This is a genomic window from Tabrizicola oligotrophica (genome assembly GCF_011008935.1).
Classification (GTDB): Bacteria; Pseudomonadota; Alphaproteobacteria; order Rhodobacterales; family Rhodobacteraceae; genus Tabrizicola_A; species Tabrizicola_A oligotrophica.
On record NZ_JAAIVJ010000002.1, the window covers coordinates 1 to 18,602 of the forward strand.

15 protein-coding genes are annotated in these 18,602 nt (G+C 65.3%); 10 read left to right on the top strand and 5 right to left on the bottom strand.

Translation table 11 applies throughout. The annotated features are described in order from the left end of the window. Nucleotides 1-230: 230 nt before the first annotated feature. Genes G4Z14_RS04120 through G4Z14_RS04135 form a run of 4 tightly spaced genes read right to left on the bottom strand, consistent with a single transcriptional unit; the run spans nt 231 to nt 6,297 of the window. Nucleotides 231-3,620 (bottom strand): error-prone DNA polymerase, encoded by a 3,390-nt coding sequence (locus tag G4Z14_RS04120; RefSeq protein ID WP_164623522.1) that lies wholly within the window; start codon nt 3,618-3,620, stop codon nt 231-233. Then, the gene (locus G4Z14_RS04125; RefSeq protein ID WP_164623523.1) at nt 3,617-5,107 is read right to left on the bottom strand and encodes a Y-family DNA polymerase; all 1,491 of its coding nucleotides are present in this window, start codon (nt 5,105-5,107) and stop codon (nt 3,617-3,619) included. Before G4Z14_RS04125 ends, G4Z14_RS04120 begins: the two co-directional genes overlap by 4 nt. Then, complete coding sequence (locus tag G4Z14_RS04130) at nt 5,034-5,630, bottom strand: ImuA family protein (protein WP_164623524.1); 597 nt, start codon at nt 5,628-5,630, stop codon at nt 5,034-5,036. Before G4Z14_RS04130 ends, G4Z14_RS04125 begins: the two co-directional genes overlap by 74 nt. Next, complete coding sequence (locus tag G4Z14_RS04135) at nt 5,620-6,297, bottom strand: SOS response-associated peptidase (RefSeq protein ID WP_164623525.1); 678 nt, start codon at nt 6,295-6,297, stop codon at nt 5,620-5,622. The genes G4Z14_RS04130 and G4Z14_RS04135 overlap by 11 nt, the downstream gene beginning before the upstream one ends. A 277-nt stretch (nt 6,298-6,574) precedes the next feature. Here G4Z14_RS04135 and G4Z14_RS04140 point away from each other — a divergent pair, with 277 nt between their 5' ends. The 8 genes from G4Z14_RS04140 to G4Z14_RS04175 all read left to right on the top strand — a co-directional run bounded on the left by G4Z14_RS04140 (nt 6,575) and on the right by G4Z14_RS04175 (nt 15,011). Then, nucleotides 6,575-6,808: a hypothetical protein gene (locus G4Z14_RS04140; protein WP_164623526.1), complete on the top strand. Its 234-nt coding sequence runs from the start codon at nt 6,575-6,577 to the stop codon at nt 6,806-6,808. A 227-nt stretch (nt 6,809-7,035) separates the two neighbouring features. Then, a complete protein-coding gene (locus G4Z14_RS04145; RefSeq protein WP_164623527.1) occupies nt 7,036-8,205 on the top strand; it encodes a PAS domain-containing protein in 1,170 nt (389 codons plus the stop codon). Beyond that, nucleotides 8,202-9,596 (top strand): sigma 54-interacting transcriptional regulator, encoded by a 1,395-nt coding sequence (locus tag G4Z14_RS04150; RefSeq protein WP_164623528.1) that lies wholly within the window; start codon nt 8,202-8,204, stop codon nt 9,594-9,596. Before G4Z14_RS04145 ends, G4Z14_RS04150 begins: the two co-directional genes overlap by 4 nt. Continuing rightward, nucleotides 9,593-10,642 carry an ABC transporter substrate-binding protein gene (locus tag G4Z14_RS04155; RefSeq protein WP_227751530.1) on the top strand — a complete coding sequence of 350 codons (1,050 nt, stop codon included), beginning with the start codon at nt 9,593-9,595 and terminating at the stop codon, nt 10,640-10,642. The genes G4Z14_RS04150 and G4Z14_RS04155 overlap by 4 nt, the downstream gene beginning before the upstream one ends. Nucleotides 10,643-10,706: 64 nt before the next feature. Continuing rightward, nucleotides 10,707-11,813: an ABC transporter ATP-binding protein gene (locus G4Z14_RS04160; RefSeq protein ID WP_164623529.1), complete on the top strand. Its 1,107-nt coding sequence runs from the start codon at nt 10,707-10,709 to the stop codon at nt 11,811-11,813. Then, nucleotides 11,810-12,691, top strand: a complete 882-nt coding sequence (locus G4Z14_RS04165) for an ABC transporter permease (RefSeq protein ID WP_164623530.1) — start codon at nt 11,810-11,812, stop codon at nt 12,689-12,691. Before G4Z14_RS04160 ends, G4Z14_RS04165 begins: the two co-directional genes overlap by 4 nt. A gap of 9 nt (nt 12,692-12,700) precedes the next feature. Then, entirely contained in the window at nt 12,701-13,489 is a 789-nt protein-coding gene (locus tag G4Z14_RS04170; protein WP_164623531.1) for an ABC transporter permease, read from the top strand. A 22-nt stretch (nt 13,490-13,511) separates the two neighbouring features. Then, entirely contained in the window at nt 13,512-15,011 is a 1,500-nt protein-coding gene (locus tag G4Z14_RS04175; protein ID WP_164623532.1) for an aldehyde dehydrogenase, read from the top strand. A gap of 68 nt (nt 15,012-15,079) precedes the next feature. Here the strand turns inward: G4Z14_RS04175 and G4Z14_RS04180 are convergent, their stop codons facing one another. Further along, the gene (locus tag G4Z14_RS04180) at nt 15,080-15,658 is read right to left on the bottom strand and encodes a cupin domain-containing protein (protein ID WP_164623533.1); all 579 of its coding nucleotides are present in this window, start codon (nt 15,656-15,658) and stop codon (nt 15,080-15,082) included. Nucleotides 15,659-15,803: 145 nt separating this feature from the next. Here G4Z14_RS04180 and gabT point away from each other — a divergent pair, with 145 nt between their 5' ends. Both gabT and G4Z14_RS04190 read left to right on the top strand, forming a co-directional pair. Beyond that, complete coding sequence (gene gabT, locus G4Z14_RS04185; RefSeq protein ID WP_164623534.1) at nt 15,804-17,090, top strand: 4-aminobutyrate--2-oxoglutarate transaminase; 1,287 nt, start codon at nt 15,804-15,806, stop codon at nt 17,088-17,090. Nucleotides 17,091-17,161: 71 nt separating this feature from the next. Continuing rightward, nucleotides 17,162-18,601, top strand: a complete 1,440-nt coding sequence (locus G4Z14_RS04190; protein WP_164623535.1) for an aldehyde dehydrogenase family protein — start codon at nt 17,162-17,164, stop codon at nt 18,599-18,601. Nucleotide 18,602: the final 1 nt, after the last annotated feature.

The following is an 18,602-nucleotide window of genomic DNA, read 5'->3' on the forward strand; positions in this document are numbered from 1 at the left end:
GGGAAGAAGGGCTGCAGCCGCGCTATCTGCGCCTCGCTCAGCCAGAAAAGGTTGCTCATTGATCGGTCTCCTTCCGGAGGCTGAATCACGGCACGAGCGGATAATCAATGGGTCCTGACCCTAGGGCCCAATCTTCTAAACCTGCCGGTTGGTCAGCGGTCGCGAACCAGCCAACCGCATCCGCCGTAGCGGACTTCTGCCGTCCTCCGCTTCGGCGCTATGTTTCTCCCTCAATGAAAATCCCGGCTCGGAAACAGCCGCTTCGCCTGTTCCCTCGGGTGATGGGCAGTGGTTCGCATACTTCCACCTGCCGGGCGTCTGGTCTCGTCCGCGCGACCATCATTTGCCTCGATCAGGACGGGACGGCCGAGGGTGGATAGCAGGAGGGAGACATCCTCGACCTTTTCCGCGATCAGATGGACAACCGGGCCATCGCGTTCGATGCGGCCTGTGACCCGCACAAGCCGCCCGGCGATCACGGCCTTGCGGAAGACTTCATAGACCCTGCGCCAGATCACGACGTTCGACACACCCGTTTCATCCTCCAGCGTCAGGAAGATCACGCCCGAGGCGGTGCCGGGGCGTTGGCGGGTGATGACGAGGCCGGTGACGGTGATGCGGCCTTTGGCTTGGGGCAGCCGGTCATGCGGCAGGCTTTCCGGCAGGCAGGGGCGCAGGAGTTCCATCGGATGGGCGCGCAGGGAGAGGCGCAGCGACAGATAATCCTCGATCACCTCCTGACCCAGGGTCATCTGCGGCAGGTGAACTGCGGGTTCCTCGCTGCCCTCGCCATCGGTTCCGAACAGGGGCAACGGTGCCGGGCCGCGCAGGGCCTTGGCGGCCCAGAGCGCCTCGCGGCGGCTCAGGCCCAAGGGGGTGAAGGCATCCGCCTCGGCCAGTCGTTCCAGAGTGTCGGGCTTGATCCCGGCTCGTCGCCACAGGCTTTCGACATCGGGATAGCCGTTGCCCCGCGCCGCCTTGATCCAGTCGGCGTCGTCCTCGCGCATCCCCTTGATCTGGCGGAAGCCCAGCCGCAGGGCCAGTTGTCCATCCGTGTGGGGTTCAAGGGTGCAGTCCCATTCGGAGTGATTGACCGAGACGGGGCGGACCTCGACCCCGCAATCCCGGGCGTCACGAACCAGCTGGGCGGGGGCATAGAAACCCATTGGTTGGGAGTTCAGGAGCGCGCAGGTGAAGACCGCCTGATGATGGCATTTGAGCCAGGCCGAGATATAGACCAGCCGGGCGAAGCTCGCGGCATGGCTTTCGGGGAAGCCGTAGGAGCCGAAGCCCTCGATCTGTGCAAAGCAGCGGGCGGCGAAATCCGCGTCATAGCCGCGTGCCAGCATGCCAGAGACGAAACGGTCCCGGAAATCGCCGATGGTTCCCATCCGCTTGAAAGTGGCGAGGGATCGGCGCAGGCGGTCAGCCTCGGAAGGCGTGAAGCCGGCGGCGACAACGGCAATCTGCATGGCCTGTTCCTGAAACAGCGGCACGCCATAGGTGCGGCCCAGCACCTCCATCATGGCGGGGCCGAGGTCTTCGACTGGTTCCAACCCCTGACGGCGCTTGATGAAGGGGTTCACCATACCGCCCTGGATCGGGCCGGGACGCACGATGGCCACTTCGCACACCAGATCGTAGGATTCCCGAGGGCGCATCTTTGGCAGGAAATTCATCTGCGCCCGGCTTTCAACTTGGAAGATGCCCACAGCATCGGCCCGGCAGAGCATGTCATAGACTTGTTCCCGCTGGATATATTCGGGGTTGTCCTGCGTCTCCTGCCCATGATCCGGCTTCAGTGTCGCCAGATCCATCCTGATCCCGCGATGATCCTGCAAAAGACCAAAAGCCTTGCGGATGCAGGTCAGCATCCCGAGGGCCAGAACATCGACCTTCAGCAGGCCAAGCGCGTCGATGTCGTCCTTGTCCCATTCGATGATGGTGCGGTCCTCCATCGCGGCGTTTTCGATGGGGCAAAGCTCATCCAGCCGCCCGCGCGTGATGACAAAGCCGCCGACATGCTGCGACAGATGGCGCGGAAAGCCGATGATCTGGCCGATGAGTTCCGTGGCGAGGCCGACCCGCCGGTCGGTCGGGTCCAGCCCGGCATCGCGCAGGCGGTCCGCACCGGGAGCGGAGGAGGACCAGCCCCAGATCTGACCGGCAAGGCGCGCGATCACGTCCTGGCTCAGGCCCATGACTTTGCCGACCTCACGGATGGCGGCGCGGCTGCGGAAATGGATCACCGTGGCGGTCAACCCGGCGCGTTCGCGGGTATAGCGTTTATAGATCCACTGGATGACTTCTTCCCGACGCTCATGCTCGAAATCGACGTCTATATCCGGCGGTTCGCCGCGTTCCTTGCTGATGAAACGTTCGAAGATCAGGGTGATGCTTTCCGGGGGCACTTCGGTGATGCCCAGCAGATAGCAGACCACCGAATTGGCGGCCGATCCCCGGCCCTGACAGAGAATACCCTCCCCTCGGGCAAAGGTGACGATGTCATGCACGGTCAGGAAATAGGGCGCGTAGTCGACCTCCCGGATCAGGGCCAGCTCCTTCTCGACGCGGTGGATGATCTTCGGCGGTGGTCCGTCGGGATAGCGCCAGTGCAGGCCGTCGCGGGTCAGCCGTTCCAGCCGGTCTTGCGCGGGTTCGCCGTCCTTTGCCTCGTCGGGATATTGATAGCGCAGGTCGGAAAGTTGGAAGGTACAGGCATTGGCGATCTCGATGCTCCGCCGGAGGGCAGCCGGATAGCGGTGGAAGAGCCGGGCCATCTCGGCGCCCGACTTCAACCGGCGCTCGCCATTGGTCAGACGATGCCTGCCGATATTGTCGATGGTGACGCCAAGGCGCAGGCAGGTCAGCACATCGGCCAGCGGGCGACGGGCGGCGCGGTGCATCAGCACATCGCCGAGGGCGACCAGCGGCAGGCCGGTGGATTGGGAGAGGGCAGAGAGCCGGTCCAGGCGCGGTTGATCGCGTCCGTCATATTGCGGGGCAGCGCCAAGGAAGCAGTCGCCGGGGAAGCGACGGGACAGTGCCAGCAGATCGGGTCGGGGGGAAGGACCGGGTTCCATCGGGTCTGGCGGCAAAGCGATGAGCATCATCCCCGCCCCCCATTCGACCAGATCGGCACGGGTCAGGTGGCAGTCGCCTTTCGGTGCCCGGCGCTTGCCAAGCGACAAGAGCCGGGTCAGCCGCGACCAAGCGGCAAGGTCGCGGGGCAGAGCCAGCCATTCGATGGGGCTGTCGGTCAGCACCAGCCGCGCGCCGGGAATCAGCCGGGGCAAGGGGGCAGGGTTCATCATCGGGGTAACTGTCTCGCCCGTGAAATGCGGCACTGTCTGTCGGCTGGAATGATCGGTCACCCGTTGGGAGCGGATCACCGGACCGTCCGGCACGGCCTGAGCCGTGGCGAGTGCCGCTTCCCGTATGCGCGTCAGTTCTTTCAGCGCGGAAAACGCCCGCACCACCCCGGCCACCGAATTGCGGTCGGTGATCGCAATGGCAGACAGGCCCAGTTCCGCAGCGCGGGTGACCAGTTCCTCAGGGTGGGACGCCCCGGTCAGAAAGGTAAAGTTCGATGTCACACAAAGTTCGGCATAGGGGGTCATGCGAACTCTCCTTGCGCGAACCAGTCGCCTATCATGGTCAGCCCACCAGCTTGCGGCGTGTGAAAGAGCCACAGACGTGGACCTTCACGCGTCTCGATCCGCCAGTAATCGCGCAGACCCGTGCGCCAGGCCGGATCATCAAACCACCATTCCGGGGTGATCCGCTCGGGACCGGTGGCGCGCAGGCTGGTCAGGGTCATCCGCCGCCAGCGAAAAAGGGCGGGGGGATTGCCCGCGCCTACCTGCACGGGTTCGGGCGGAAACAGGATCGCGGGGCGCATCGGACCGCCCCGCGGCGGTGATGGCATGGGCGCGGTATAGGCGACGGGCACCATGAGCGAGCTGCGCTCGGGAATGCAACTCTCGGCCGGGTGCAGACGCAGCACCCGGTCAAAGCCGATCCGGTTGCCAAGGCGCGAGACCAGATCAGCCATCGCATCCTCGCCCCGCTGCACCGGCCCCGCCCCCATCTGTTCCGGGGCCAGAGGTTCCGTGACAGGTGCCGTCAGACGCAGGGCGTCGATGCCAAAGCCAGCGTCGATCTCCTCCACGCCCCGCGCAAACAGGGCCGCGATCCGCGCCGCATCCCGCATGGGGCGCGCCAGACCGATCTCGACTTGGGCCGTGCCTCGGTCCACCCGGCACAGTTCAAGCCGAACCCGCCTTGCCCCCTGATGGTGCAGCGCCAGATGGGCACAAAGCCGATCCAGCAGGCGTCCCAGCCCCGCCATTACATCGGACTGCAAGCCAATCGGTTCCGGCAGGGTTATCCGCACCCCGAAATGCGGGGCCTCGGCTTCTGGCGACACGGGTTCCGGCTGCACGCCAAGCGCCTGATCCAGACGCAGGATCAGACCCTGACCAAAGCGCCTTGCCAAGGGCGCGCGGGGCAAGGGCAGCAGGTCAGCGATCCGGTTCAGGCCAACCCGCGCCAGCCCCTCCGCCGTCTCATGATCAATCCGCAGGGAGGCCACCGGCAACTGCCCGATGCCCTGCGTCAGTGCCCCGTCCGCGACAATGCCGCCGCCGTGCCGGGCAAGTGCATGAGCCGCCCCCCTGGTGCCCGCGATGGCGCTGGTGGCGGCCAAACCCGCCCGCTCCAGCCTTGCATGCAGATCGGCGCGCATCTCGGCCTCCCCCCCGAACAGATGTGCGACCCCGGAAATATCTGCGATCAGCCCGTCACTGCCATCGCAAGCCACTATCGGCGCATAGCGCAGCGCCCAACGGCGCAGGGCCGACAGTGCTGCCGCTTCCCCCGCCAGATCTGCAGGACGGGTCGCAATGTCGGGGCAGATCGCCCGCGCATCGGCCAAGGACATCCCCCGGTGCAGGCCCCGCGCCAGCGCGCCCGTATTCACACAATGCAGATGATCGGAATTGCCCGACCGCAGGGTCAGGGCAAAGGCCCCCTCAACGGGGCGTCTCCTGAGGCTGGTGTCGCTCGCCAGCCGCAGAAACCAGATGGAAAGCAGCCGACGCGCCATTCCAGTCGATCATCCAATCGCCAGTAGTTCCCTTTTTGTTCTTATTAAGGGACCACTGGTGCAGAGTCGAGTCCGGCGGGCCGCAAGCCGGTTCACAATGCCACCGGGTCTCGGTCGCAGCACAGCCTGTCCCGTCACGGATCAGCATCAATCCGACGGTCTGCCCCGCCTCGGCGGCCAGTTGCAATCGGCGGCCCTCGGTCAGCGACAGAGCCTCCCGAGGCTCGGCAATCACCAGACCAACGGGCATCGTGCGCAAGGCTTCCTCGACCGACCAGAGAAGATCGGTCTGACCTTTTGGCGTCAGCAGGATCAGCCTCTCCCCCAGGCCTTCCGGAAGCCCGGCAAGCAGCGGCCGTTCGGGAACATGGTCCGGCAGGATCCAGACCACCGGCCCGGCATGGCGCATCGCCTGAAACAGCGCAAAGGCCCGACACCCCCGCCCACCCGCCTCATGCATCCGGCGCGGGGCAAGGGTCAGCGGGTCAACACCCACGGGTCTATGGCGCAGGTCATGCAGCATCTTCACGCGCGCCTTCCGAGACGATCTCCAGCTCGCCATTCGGCAGGGGGCGCTGCAGGGTCAGGGCTTCCGCCATTGGTGCGATCAACCAGCGCCGCCAGTCCTCGGGCCGGGTCAGGATCACCGGCATCGCCTTGGGGTGGATGCGTTCCACCTCGCGGTTCGGCGCGCAGGTCAGGAAGCCGAACAGCGTTGCCGTCACCGGCCCTTCCTTCAGCTTGCGCACCGAGGTCCAATCGGTCCAGATGCCCGCGAAACAGGCAAGCGGCCGATCCTGCCCAAGTGCGAACCAGACCGGATGGTTGCGCGGCGCGCCCGGTCGGCTGTCGAATTCGGAAAAGCTGGTGAAGGGCACAAGGCAGCGCTGTTCCACCCCCAGCCAGCGCCGCCAGTGCGGCGAGGCCAGATTGCGAATGTTGGTGACGCCGGGGTCGGTCCGCTTGCCGTCCAGAAACTGCGGCGGCGTCGGCATCCCCCAGCGCGCCATGGACAGGCGCAGCCCGGTCGCGCTCCGTCGCAGGATCGGGGCGGCATGGTCAGGATAGATGCCGGGCTGAGATGGCAGATTGCCCGTCACATCCTCCAGCACCTCGCCGTCATCCACCAGATCATCAAATTCCTGACATATGGCGTCCTGCGACTTGGTCTGAGAGTAGATGTTGCACATGGCAGTACTCGGTATTCGCAAGCGGGCGCGTGAACATTACCGGAACTTCTGGCGTTGGGGAAGTGCCGTGTTTCGCGGCAATCATCGCGAACGGGACATAGACGCCGTTCACCTCGAACGTCACTGCTGCCACCCAGGTTCTTAGAGCGAAGCTTAGGGGCCCAGAGTACCGGCACGAGGTGAGCGGCACCACCACATGGGGACCAGGTAGGCTGGGCTTCGTACCATTCTCTGATCGCACGCGTAACCTTGCATTTCGGTCGAGCAACGAGACCGGTTGATCATTGTCGACGATGGCCCCCGGAGCGGCGGGCGGGACAAGGACGAAATGGGCTTTGAAGAAACGATCACGATTGGCAGCGTCGACGCCGGGCAAGTCGTGGCTGGCGATCCCCTCGAATTTTACGAAAGCACTCGGGCGCGTGTCGGACGATGGCCCCTGTTCCCGTCGACCGACACGGATGTCATCGGTGCCGGGCGTCCTGCCGTGCCGCCCGTATGTCGCGTCTGACCTTGCCAGTGCCTGATGTCGTGAGGCTGGACCGGGACTGACCATCGGCCCGGGATGATTCGGCCGCGCCCCTCGAGTTGACGGATCTGCAGGGCAAAAGCGCTGCATCGGCGCAGCAAATGCAGCGATCTCGCATCGAAATTCAGAAATTTTTCCAGCAAACTGTGGTTTCCCACGCCCGAGTTTCTGCGGGTGCCACTGTTCCCTTGCTTGGAGATCACCCCATCATGTCCCCCGTCGCGCCACCTTTCCCGCCGCAATCCGGCGGCCCGGATGCCACCGCCTTCACGGTCCTCGCACTGGCCGTGGATCTGGATGGCAGCATTCTTGAGACCGACGCCGGGCTCTGCCGGCTGCTGGACCGGTCGGCGGAAGCCGCGCACAGGCTGGAGACCCTGCTGCCGGAAGCGACTGCCCGGCTGATCCGCGACTTCCTCGACGGCACTGCCCAGACCGAAATCGCGCAGCACATGCTGCCGCTGCCGGGGCGGCCCGCCCTGCCGGCGATGGTGGTTCTGGCCCGGCAGGCCGGGCTGGTCGTGGTGCGTATCGCGCTGCTGGCGGCACCTTCCGGCGCCTATGCCGCCGAATTGATGGCGCAGGCGGAAATCCTGTCGGCCATGCTGGGCACCGCCCCCGAGGCCTTCTGGTGCATCGAATATCAGGAGCCGGTCGATCTGAGCCTGACCGAAGACTCGGTGATCGACCAGTTCTTCCGCAACGCCTGTTGCTGGCGGGCCTGCAATCCGGCGATGGCAAAGCTTTACCAACTGCCCGAGGGCGTCGACTTTCACGACCAGCCGGTGTCGCGTTATTTCCCCGAGACCACGGTGAACCGCGCGATGGTGCGCGATCTGGTGCGCGCGGGCTATACGCTGGACGGGGCGGTGGCCATCGACCACCGCCATGACGGTTCGGAAATGCTGGTGGTGAACTCGTTCCGGGCGCGGGTCGAGAACGGGCAGCTGCTGCGGATGTGGGGCACGGTGCGCGACATCAGCACCGAGCGCGCCCGCGAGGACAATCTGGCCAGTCAGGCTTCGGAGATGGAAAGCATTCTGACCGCCTTGCCGGACCCGGTCATTGTTGTCGGACAGGAAGCCAGGGTGCTGGCGGTGAACCCCGCGGCCGAACGGATGCTGGGTGCCGGTCTGCAACTGGGGCAGTCGCTGGAGGCGGCGGGCTTCTCGGCGGAAACGGTGCGACGGCTGCGCGAAATGGCGGTTCTTGGCAATGACGACATGATCCCGCTGCACCTGCCGAGCCAAGAGCGGCAGGGCGAAATCTGGCTCTTGCGCTCGGCCCTGACCGAGAGGGCAGAGGGGCGGCTGGTGATTTCCGCCTGCCGTCAGAGTGTGCAGGCGAAACCCCTGCGCCGGGTGGGGGGATCGAAATGAAATTCTATCCCGCCCAACGTGCCGACCGGCCCGGCACCTTCCGCAGTCGCCCGGTCTTTCTGGATGATCCGGGTTTCGCGCTGTTCCTCAATGCCTTGCCCGATGCGGTGGCGCTGGTTGAGCGGGACGGCCGCATCCGCATGGTCAATCTGGCGTTCGAACGGCTGGTGGCCGCCAGTCGCGCCGATCTGCTGGGAACCGAACTGTCGCGTCTGGCGCGCAGCTGCGGCGAGATCATGCGCGACACCGCCGCCGCGCTGGCGCGCTTGCAGCGCCATCAGGGGGAATTCATCACGCCTTCAGGCAAGCCCGCAAGCCTTGGCCTGACGCTGCTGCGCAGCGGCGACGGGCCGCCCTATGCCGGTCTGCTGGTGCTGCGCGAACAGGCGGCGGGCGGGGCCGAGCGGGAATTCCGCTTTGCCACGGCCAAAGTGGGCGCGGGCGATCTGGTCTTCGAGGGCGAATACAAGGTGGTGCGGGATCAGGCCCGCAAGGCCTTGGCGGCCGGGTTGGCGACCCTGATCCTGGGCGAGACCGGAACCGGCAAGACCGCGCTGATCAGCCATCTTCTGGGCAGCGACCCGACATTTCCGCTGGTACATGTGCCTTGCCGCCAGTTGACCGAACAGAATTTCGACCGCGACATGTTCGGCGGCCTGCCTGCGCCCGGCGCTGAAGCCTGGAGCCGCGGCTATGTCGCCCAGGCCGAGGGCGGTACACTGTTTCTGGACGGGGTCGACGATCTGTCGCCGGCCTTGCAGGCGCGGGTGCTGGCCATGCTGGAAGCGCCGGGGGCCTGGCGCGGGCCGGGGCCGGCAGCGCGGCCCTTGGCACTGGCGCTGGTGGCGACCTCCAGCCGACCGCTGGAAGCCACCGGCCCCGACCTGCCGCCCTTCCGTGCCGATCTGCGCTTTCGCCTGTCGGGCGCCACGCTGCACCTTCCGGCGCTGCGGGATGAACCGGCCATGCGGGAGGCGGTGATGCAGCGGCTGCTGTCGCGCCTCAACGCAAGGCGCGACCGCCCGCTGAGCCTGTCGCCCAGTTTCCTGGCGCGGATGCGGGCGCATGATTTCCCCGGCAACATCCGCGAGTTGGAAAACATTGTCGGTCAGGCGGGCGTTCTGGCCGAGACCACGGCCACCGCAGAGCATTTCACCGCGCAGTCGTCCCCGCCCGATCCCGCCCATTACCTGCGCGGGCCGGGTGCGGAACACACAGGCGCCTCGCTCAAGGAGCAAGTTCAGTCCTTCGAGGACTGGGTGATCGCAAGCGCGCTTGCGCTTCACCGCAGCAAGAGAAGCGCCGCCAGAGCGCTGGGAATCGACGTGGCGACCCTGATCCGGAAAACGTCGCGCAACCTCTATCCACCCAACAAGGAGACCGAAACATGAAAGCCGGAAAGCGCCTAGCCCCCTTTGCCCTTGGCCTCGTCGCCATGGCCCATGCCGCCGCCGCGCAGGATCTGAACATCCTGACCTGGGAAGGTTATGCCCCCGAAACCATCACCAGGCCCTTCGCCGAGGCGAGCGGCTGCAACATCACCGCGTCCTATGTCGGTTCGAACGACGATTTCGCGGCCAAGCTGGCGGCGGGCGGTGGCGTCTATGACATCATCACCCCCTCAAGCGACACCGTGCCGCTGTTGTCGCAGGCGGGCTTCGTCGATCCGATCGACCCGGCGGCAGTGGAAAACTACGCCGGGATCTATCCGGAATTCTCGCAAAGCCCGGCCTTGAACCTCGATGGGATCACCTGGGCGGTGCCGCTGATCTGGGGCTCGGTCTCGCTGATCTATCGCCCCGACATGGTGCCCGGCACCCCGGATTCGATCGCCGTGCTGTTCGATCCGGCCTATGCCGGCAAGATCTCGATGTGGGACGACAAGTCGGCAATCTATTGGGCGGCGCGCTATCTGGGCTATGAAAACATCTTTGATCTGACCGACGAACAGCTGGAGGCGGTGAAGGCCAAGCTGATCGAACAGAAGCCGCTGGTGCGGAAATACTGGGCCTCGGCGGGCGAGCTGACCGAGCTGATGGCCAATCAGGAGGTCTATGTCTCGAATGCCTGGACTGGGCTGACCTTCAAGGAGGTCAATGGCCTGAACAAGGGCTTCACCGTGGCCGAGTTCAACCCCAAGGAAAAATCCGAAGGCTGGATGGATTCGATGATGCTGGTCAAGGGCACGCCCAACCAGGAATGCGCGATGAAGTTCATCAGCTACATGCAGTCAGCCGAAGGCCAATGCGCGCTTGCCGCGTCGACCGGATACTTCCCGGTCAACCCCGGCGCAGTTGCGGCCTGCATGGACGAGGCGACCAAGAAGGAACGTCAGGTCGGCAACATCGACTTCGTGAAAAGCCTGGTGATGTGGCAGCAGCCCGCCCGGCTCGACAAATATATCGAGGTCTGGAACGCGGTGAAGGCCGCCCCGTAATCGCCGCCGAACCCGGACGACGGCTGGTTGCGCCGTCGTCCTCCAACGACAACGGGGATTTCCAATGAACAGGAAAGCTATCGTGGCGCTGGAAGGCGTCAGCAAATCCTATGGGGCGGTGCAGGCGCTGGGCCAGACCGACCTTGTGCTGAACGAGGGCGAATTCGTCACCCTGCTGGGCCCTTCGGGCTGCGGCAAGACCACGACCCTGCGCATGGTGGGCGGGTTCGAGTTTCCCTCGACCGGGCGCATCCTGATCGACGGTCGCGACACCACCTATGCCGCACCCTTTGACCGGCCGGTGAACACGGTGTTTCAGGACTATGCGCTGTTTCCGCACATGACCGTGGCGCAGAATATCCGCTATGGCCTGACCGTGCGCGGCGCGAACCTGTCGCCGGCCGAGGTGTCGAGCCGGGTCGAACATGCGCTGGCGTTGGTGGGCTTGAGCAAGTTCGCCGACCGCCGCCCTGCGATGATGTCGGGCGGGCAGCGCCAGCGCGTCGCCATGGCCCGCGCCATCGCCCGCCGTCCGCGCGTCCTGCTGCTGGACGAGCCGCTGTCGGCGCTGGACGTCAAGCTGCGCGAAGGCATGCAGGTCGAGCTGAAGCGGATTCACCGTGAATTGGGCATCACCTTCCTGATGGTGACACATGACCAGGGCGAGGCGATGGCGCTGTCCGATCGGGTTGTGGTGATGCAGGCCGGCCAGATCTGCCAGACCGGCAAGCCCGAAGAACTGTATGACAGCCCCGCCAACCCCTATGTCGCCGATTTCATCGGTGGGGCTAACCTTGTCAAAGGGGTCTGGAAAGGCCGCGACAGGGGTCGCGACCGGCTGGCGCTGGGTCAAGGTCAAGCGGAAGTGCAGCGCGAGGGTCACGCGGTGGCGGGCCTGTCCGAAGGCGCGGCGGTGCTGATCGGCCTCCGGCCCGACAACCTGCTTTTGGGCGATGGCCCGAATGCGATCAGTGGACGGGTGCTCGAGGTGCTGTTCCGCGGCGACCGCATCCGCATCGAATTCACCCCCAGGGGCATTGCCGCCCCGATCTTTGCCGAAGTGCCGCGGGCGGCGCTGCGCGATCTGCAAAACCTTGGACCGGGTTCGCCGGTAACCTTCCATATCGACGCCGCCGACATCCTGCTCTTTGCCGACGAGGTCGCGAAATGAGAGGCAAATCCGTCCTCGCGCGCCGCTCGGCGCTGCCGGTCCTTGGCCTTTTCGCCTTGCCGGTGGGCTGGGCCTTCCTTCTGCTGATCGTGCCCTACGGCATCATGGTGGCGATCAGCTTCTGGACGCGGCAATTCCCGCTGTTCGTGCCGGATTTCCAGTTCGGCAATTACTTGCAACTCTTTTCGGACCCGCAATATTACACCGTCATTCTGCGCACCGCGAAGATCGCGGCGCTGGTGACGCTGGCCGCCACCTGCCTGGGCTATCCCTTGGCCTATTACCTGGTCTTCGTGATCAAGACCGAGCGGCTGCGGGCCTTGCTCTACATGCTGGTGATCGTGCCCCTGTGGGTGTCCTATCTGCTGCGCACCTATACTTGGAAGACCATCCTCGGCACCGACGGGGCGCTGAACTCGGCGCTGAAATGGCTGGGGGTGATCGACCAGCCGATCAGCCTGTTTCTTTACAACCAATGGTCGATGGTCATCACGCTGACCTATATCTTCATCCCCTTCGTGGTGATGCCGGTGTTTGCCGCGCTGGAAAACATCCCGCGCAACCTGATCGAGGCCTCGGAGGACCTGGGGGTGCGGCCGTTCGGCACGTTCCTGCGGGTGATCCTGCCGCTGTCAGCCGGCGGCGTGATCTCGGGCGCCACCGTCACCTTCTGCCTGGCCTTCGGCGATTTCGTCGCTCCGGTTCTGGTCGGTGGCCCTGACGGCACCATGGTCGCGAACCTGCTGCAAAGCCAGTTCGGCGCGGCGCTCAACTGGCCGCTGGGCTCGGCGCTGGCGACCGTGGTCCTGCTGATCGTGATGGCGCTGCTGTGGCTTTCGGCCCGGCTTGACCGTGCCGGTCGTGTGGCCTTGGGATAGGGGGAAAACATGCGCAAACTTCTGTGGTGGCAAAAGGGGCTGTCCGGGCTGGCGCTGGCGGTGCTGGGCTTTCTCTACCTGCCGATTGTCGTGCTGATCATCTTTTCCTTCAACGACAGCCCGGTGATTTCCTTCCCGCTCTCGGGTTTCACGCTGGACTGGTATCGCGCCTTCCTGAGCAATCCCGAGATCCTGACGGCGCTGTGGAACAGCCTATATGTGGCGTTCTTCGCGACGCTGCTCTCCATCACCATCGGCACGATGGCAGCGCTGGCGCTTTACCGGCACGACTTTCCCGGCAAGCGGCTGTTCACCAATGTCATCTTGCTGCCGCTCAGCCTGCCGGGGCTGGTGACCGGTATCGCCATGCTGAACTTCTACAAGCAGATCGGCCTGCCACAAAGCCTGACGGCGGTGATCATCGGCCATGCCACGGCGCTGATGGGGATCGTGGTCAGTCAGGTTCTGGCCCGGCTGGTGAAGATGAACCCGCGCTTTCTGGAGGCTTCGGCCGATCTCGGCGCGCGGCCGCTGGAGACCTTCTTCCGCGTCACCCTGCCGGAAATCCGCAGCGCGATCATGGGGGCGGCGCTTTTGTGCTTTACCCTGTCGTTCGACGAAATCCCGGTGACCTATTTCCTGACCGGGCGCGACGTGACGCTGCCGATCTTCATCTATTCGACGCTGCGGCGCGGAATCACGCCTGAAATCAACGCCATCGGTACGGCGATCGTCGCCGTGTCCGTCCTGCTCATCATCCTGTCGGTCGGGCTTTTGCGCGACCGACCCAAGAAATGACATCACCCAACGGGAGAGAACCATGACCGAACATACCCGCGATTTCTGGACCAACCGGGCCAGGGCCGCCAAGCTGCGCACCCAGCATTTCATCGACGGCGCCTATGTCTCCTCGGCCAGCGGGCAAAGCTTTGCCACCGTCAACCCCGCCAATGGCGAGGTCATCACCACCGTCGCCCGCGGCGGGCAGGGCGAGGTTGACCTTGCCGTCGCCGTGGCGCGCAAGGCCTTCAAATCCGGCGTCTGGCGCCGCATGGCCCCGCGCGACCGCATGGCCGTGCTGGCCAAATTCGCCGATCTGATCGAGGCCCATGCCGAGGAATTCGCCGTGCTGGACAGCATGGACATGGGCAAGCCGGTCATGGACATGATAAACATTGACGTGCCCTTCTCGGCCACCTCGATCCGCTATTTCGCCGAGCTGGGCGACAAGATCGAAGGCACCGTCACCGCCACCGACGAGGCCGCGCTGCACTACATCCTGCGTCAGCCCTTGGGCGTGGTCGGCATCATCGTGCCGTGGAACTATCCGCTGATGATGGCGGCGTGGAAACTGGGTCCGGCGCTGGTCACCGGCAATTCGGTGGTCTTGAAACCGGCCGAGCAAAGCCCGCTGTCGGCCTGCCTCTTGGCGGAACTGTTCATCGAGGCCGGCGGCCCCGCCGGGGTGCTGAACGTCGTTCACGGTCTGGGCGAGGATGTCGGCAAGGCCTTGGCGCTGCATATGGATGTCGACAAGATCGCCTTCACCGGCTCGACCGAGGTCGGCAAGCTCTTGATGATCTATGCCGGCCAGTCGAACATGAAGCGGGTGTCGACCGAATGCGGCGGCAAGACCCCGCAGATCATCCTTGGCGACTGGGACGATCTGGAAACGGCGGCGACCTATGCCGTCAACGGCATCTTCGGCAATCAGGGCGAGGTCTGCAACGCCGGTTCGCGCATTCTGGTCGAGCGCGGGTTGCACGATGAATTCGTGGCGAAGTTCACTGAGATCGCCGCGAAGAACTTCGTCCTCGGCGACCCGCTGGACCCCGCCACCACCATGGGGCCGCTGGTCACCGCCCAGCACCGCGACCGGGTGATGAGCTTCATCCAGACCGGCAAGGCCGAAGGCGGGCGACTGGCCTTCGGCGGCGGTGCCCCGGCGGCGCTGGCCAAGGGCGCCTATGTCGAACCGACCCTGTTCACCGGCGTCACCCCCGCCATGACCATCGCCCGCGAGGAAATCTTCGGCCCGGTGGCGGCGATCATGCCGGTCGACGGGCTGGATCAGGCGCTGGAAATCGCCAACGACTCGATCTACGGCCTTGCCGCCTCGGTCTGGACGCGCGATCTGGCCAAGGCGCACCGGTTCGGTCGCGAAATGGAGGCGGGGGTCTGCTGGGTCAACTGTTTTGACCACGGCGACATGACCTCGATCTGGGGCGGCTACAAGCAGACCGGCAACGGCCGCGACAAATGCGCCGAAGCCCTGACGCAATACACCCAGACGAAATCGGTCTGGATCAATCTGGGGTGACTCTGGAGCGGTGCCTGCGCTGTGGCCGGGGCAGGCACCGACCGCCACCCAAGACGAAACGCCCCTGCTTACAGATAAGGCGGGGTGCAGGCCGAAACCACGATGGCTTCGCGGTCGCCGATGTTGCGAAAGCGGTGCGGCTGGCTGGAATCGAACAGATAGCTGTCGCCGGCCTTCAGGACCATGCAGGCCTCGCCCACCGTCACCTCGACCTCTCCGGCAATGACGATGCCGCCCTCATGCGAGGCATGTTCCAGCATCGCCTCGCCGGTATCGGCGCCGGGTTCGTAGCGTTCATGCAGGAGTTGCAGGTTATGCGCCCTCGCGTCGCCGACCTGCTGCAAGGTGATCTTGCCGCGCGGATCGTCGAGGGTGGAATAAAGCCGCGTCGTCAGATCGCGCAGTTCGTGCGGCTTGAAGAAGACGGCTTGGGAAAGCGGGGCGTCCGGCTCGAAAAACTCGGACATGCTGACCTTCAGGCCGCCGAGAATCTTGCGCAAGGATGCGACGGAGGGGCTGGAGCGGTTGGTCTCGATCATCGAGATCTGGCCGTGTGGCACGCCTGAAGCCTCGGCAAGCTGGCGCTGCGACATATCTGCGGCTTGCCGCATCTCGCGCAGTCTTTCTCCGACATTGAAGTCTTGCATGGGATTTCCTGAACTTTTCCCAAGATTACGGCCTTGGCCGCGGACAGGCAATCGCTGCGCGCAATCGCGCACTATTTAGAATCTTATTGCTCAATATATTGAGCAATGGTAAGCGCCAAAGAGGCACAGATCAATGAGGCATACCATGTCAAAATCCGCCCAGCTTTCCACCCGCAAATCCGCCGCCGTCGCGCGCGGGGTCGGCACCCGTGGCATCTATGCCCTCCGCGCCGAGAACGCCGAGCTGTGGGATGCGGACGGTCTCCGGTTCCTCGATTTCGCCGCGGGGATCGCCGTGAACAACACCGGCCACCGTCACCCGCGCGTGATGGCCGCCGTCGCCGAACAGGCGCAGGCCTTCACCCATACCTGTTTTCACGTCGCGCCCTATGAAAGCTATATTTCGCTGGCCGAGCGGCTGAACGCCGCCACGCCGGGGGATTTTTCCAAGAAAACCATGCTGGTAACGACCGGGGCCGAGGCGGTGGAAAATGCCGTCAAGATGGCGCGGGCCTTCACAGGGCGGTCGGGCGTCATCGCCTTTTCCGGGGCCTTCCATGGCCGCACCCTGCTGGGCATGGCGCTGACCGGCAAGGTTGCGCCCTACAAGAAGGGCTTCGGCGCCATGCCGCCCGAAATCGTCCACGCCCCCTTCCCGAACGCCTTTCACGGCGTGACCGAGGCCGAGGCGCTGGGCCATCTGGAACGGCTCTTCGCCTCGTCGGTGGACCCTGAGCGGGTGGCGGCGATCATCATCGAGCCGGTGCAGGGGGAAGGCGGCTTCAATATCGCGCCGTTCAGCTTCCTGCGCGCCCTGCGCGAGATTTGCGACCGCCATGGCATCGTTCTGATTGCCGACGAGGTGCAGGCCGGCATGGCGCGGACTGGCCGGATGTTCGGCTTCGACCATTCCGGGGTCGCGCCCGATCTGGTGACCATGGCCAAGGGGCTGGCAGGCGGCTTCCCGCTGTCGGCGGTGACGGGCCGCGCCGAGATCGTCGATGCGCCCAATCCCGGCGGGGTGGGCGGCACCTATGCCGGCAACCCGCTGGCGGTGGCCGCGGCCCATGCGGTGCTGGACGTGATCGCGGAGGAAGACCTTTGTGCCCGCGCCGCCGAGATCGGCGAGGCGATCCGCGCCCGGCTGACCCAGATCGCGGCGCGGCAGGGCATGGAATGCATCGGCGAGGTGCGCGGTCTGGGGGCGATGAACGCCTTCGAACTGGTGATGGACCGCGCCAGCAACGCCCCGGATGCGGCCCTGACCGCCGCCATCGTGGCCGAGGCCGAGGCGCGCGGGCTGATCCTCTTGTCCTGCGGGACCCGCTATAACGTCATCCGCCTGCTGCCGCCGCTGACCATTCCGATGGGGCAGTTGCACGAGGCGCTCGACATCATCGAGGCCTCGATCGAGGCCGCGACGATGAAGTAAGCGGCCTGACCACCCTGCGCCCCATGCCGCGCAAGGCGTGGGGTCTTCGCATTTTTCCGGGATTTATCGCCATGACGGAACCGCACCTGAACCTGATCGACGGCACCTGGCTGCCGGGGGATCACCTGACTGAGAACCGCAATCCCTCGGACCTTTCTGACCTGATCGGGCTATATGCAGCCGGCACGGCGGCGGATGTCGATCGCGCCACCGCTGCGGCCACTGCCGTTTTGCCCGGCTGGCAGCGGCAGGGGCCACAGGTGCGGGCCGACCTGCTGGAGCGGATCGCCACGCAGATCGAGGCGCGTGCTGCGGAAATCGGTACGATGCTCGCACGCGAAGAGGGCAAGATCCTGCCCGAAGCCATTGCCGAAACCCGCCGCGCCGCCCAGATCTTCCGCTTTTACGCTGGCGAGGCGCTGCGGATTCCGGGCGAGGCGCTGGCCTCGGTCCGCCCCGGTGTCGATGTCGAGGTGACGCGCGAGCCTTTGGGCGTCGTCGGCCTGATCACGCCGTGGAACTTCCCCATCGCCATTCCGGCCTGGAAGATCGCTCCGGCGCTGGCCTATGGCAATGCGGTGGTGATGAAACCCGCCGATCTGGTGCCGGGCACCGCGCATCTTTTGGCGCAGATCATCCACGACGCCGGATGCCCGGCGGGCCTGTTCAACCTGGTGATGGGGCCGGGTTCGGTCGTCGGGCAGGCCATCGTCGAGAACCCGGGCATCGCGGCGCTGTCTTTCACCGGTTCGGTGCAGACCGGCCGCGCCATCGCCCGCGCGGGGCTTGAGGGCATGAAGAAGCTGCAACTGGAGATGGGCGGCAAGAACCCGATGGTGGTGCTGGACGACGCCGATCTGGAAGTGGCGGTCGCCGCCAGCCTGAACGGCGCGTTCTTTTCCACCGGGCAACGCTGCACCGCGTCGTCGCGGTTGATCGTGCAGGCGGGGATTCACGATGCCTTCGTCACCGAACTCGGCCGCCAGATGCAGGCGCTGCGCGTCGGCCCGGCGCTGGAGGCGGCCAGTCAGATCGGCCCGGTGGCCTCGGCTGCGCAACTGCAAGGCAACCTGCGCTATGTCGATCTGGCGCGGAGCGAAGGCTGCGAGGTGATTGGCGGCGAGGTTCTGACCCTGCCGACCGAAGGCCATTTCCAGCGCCCCGCGCTGTTCTTGAATGCAACCAACCAGATGCGGGTGGCGCGCGAGGAAATCTTCGGCCCCTGTGCCGCCGTCATCCGCGTGCAGGACTTCGACGAGGCGCTGACCGTGGCCAACGACAGCCCCTTCGGCCTGTCAGCGGGCATCTGCACCACCTCGCTGCGCCACGCCCGCAATTTCCGCCGGGGTGCCCGCGCGGGCATGGTCATGGTCAATCTGCCCACCGCCGGGGTCGATTACCACGTTCCCTTCGGTGGCACCAAGGGCAGCTCCTACGGGTCGCGCGAACAGGGCCGTCACGCGGTCGAGTTCTATACCACCGTCAAGACCGCCTACGGCTTTGCGGGTTGAG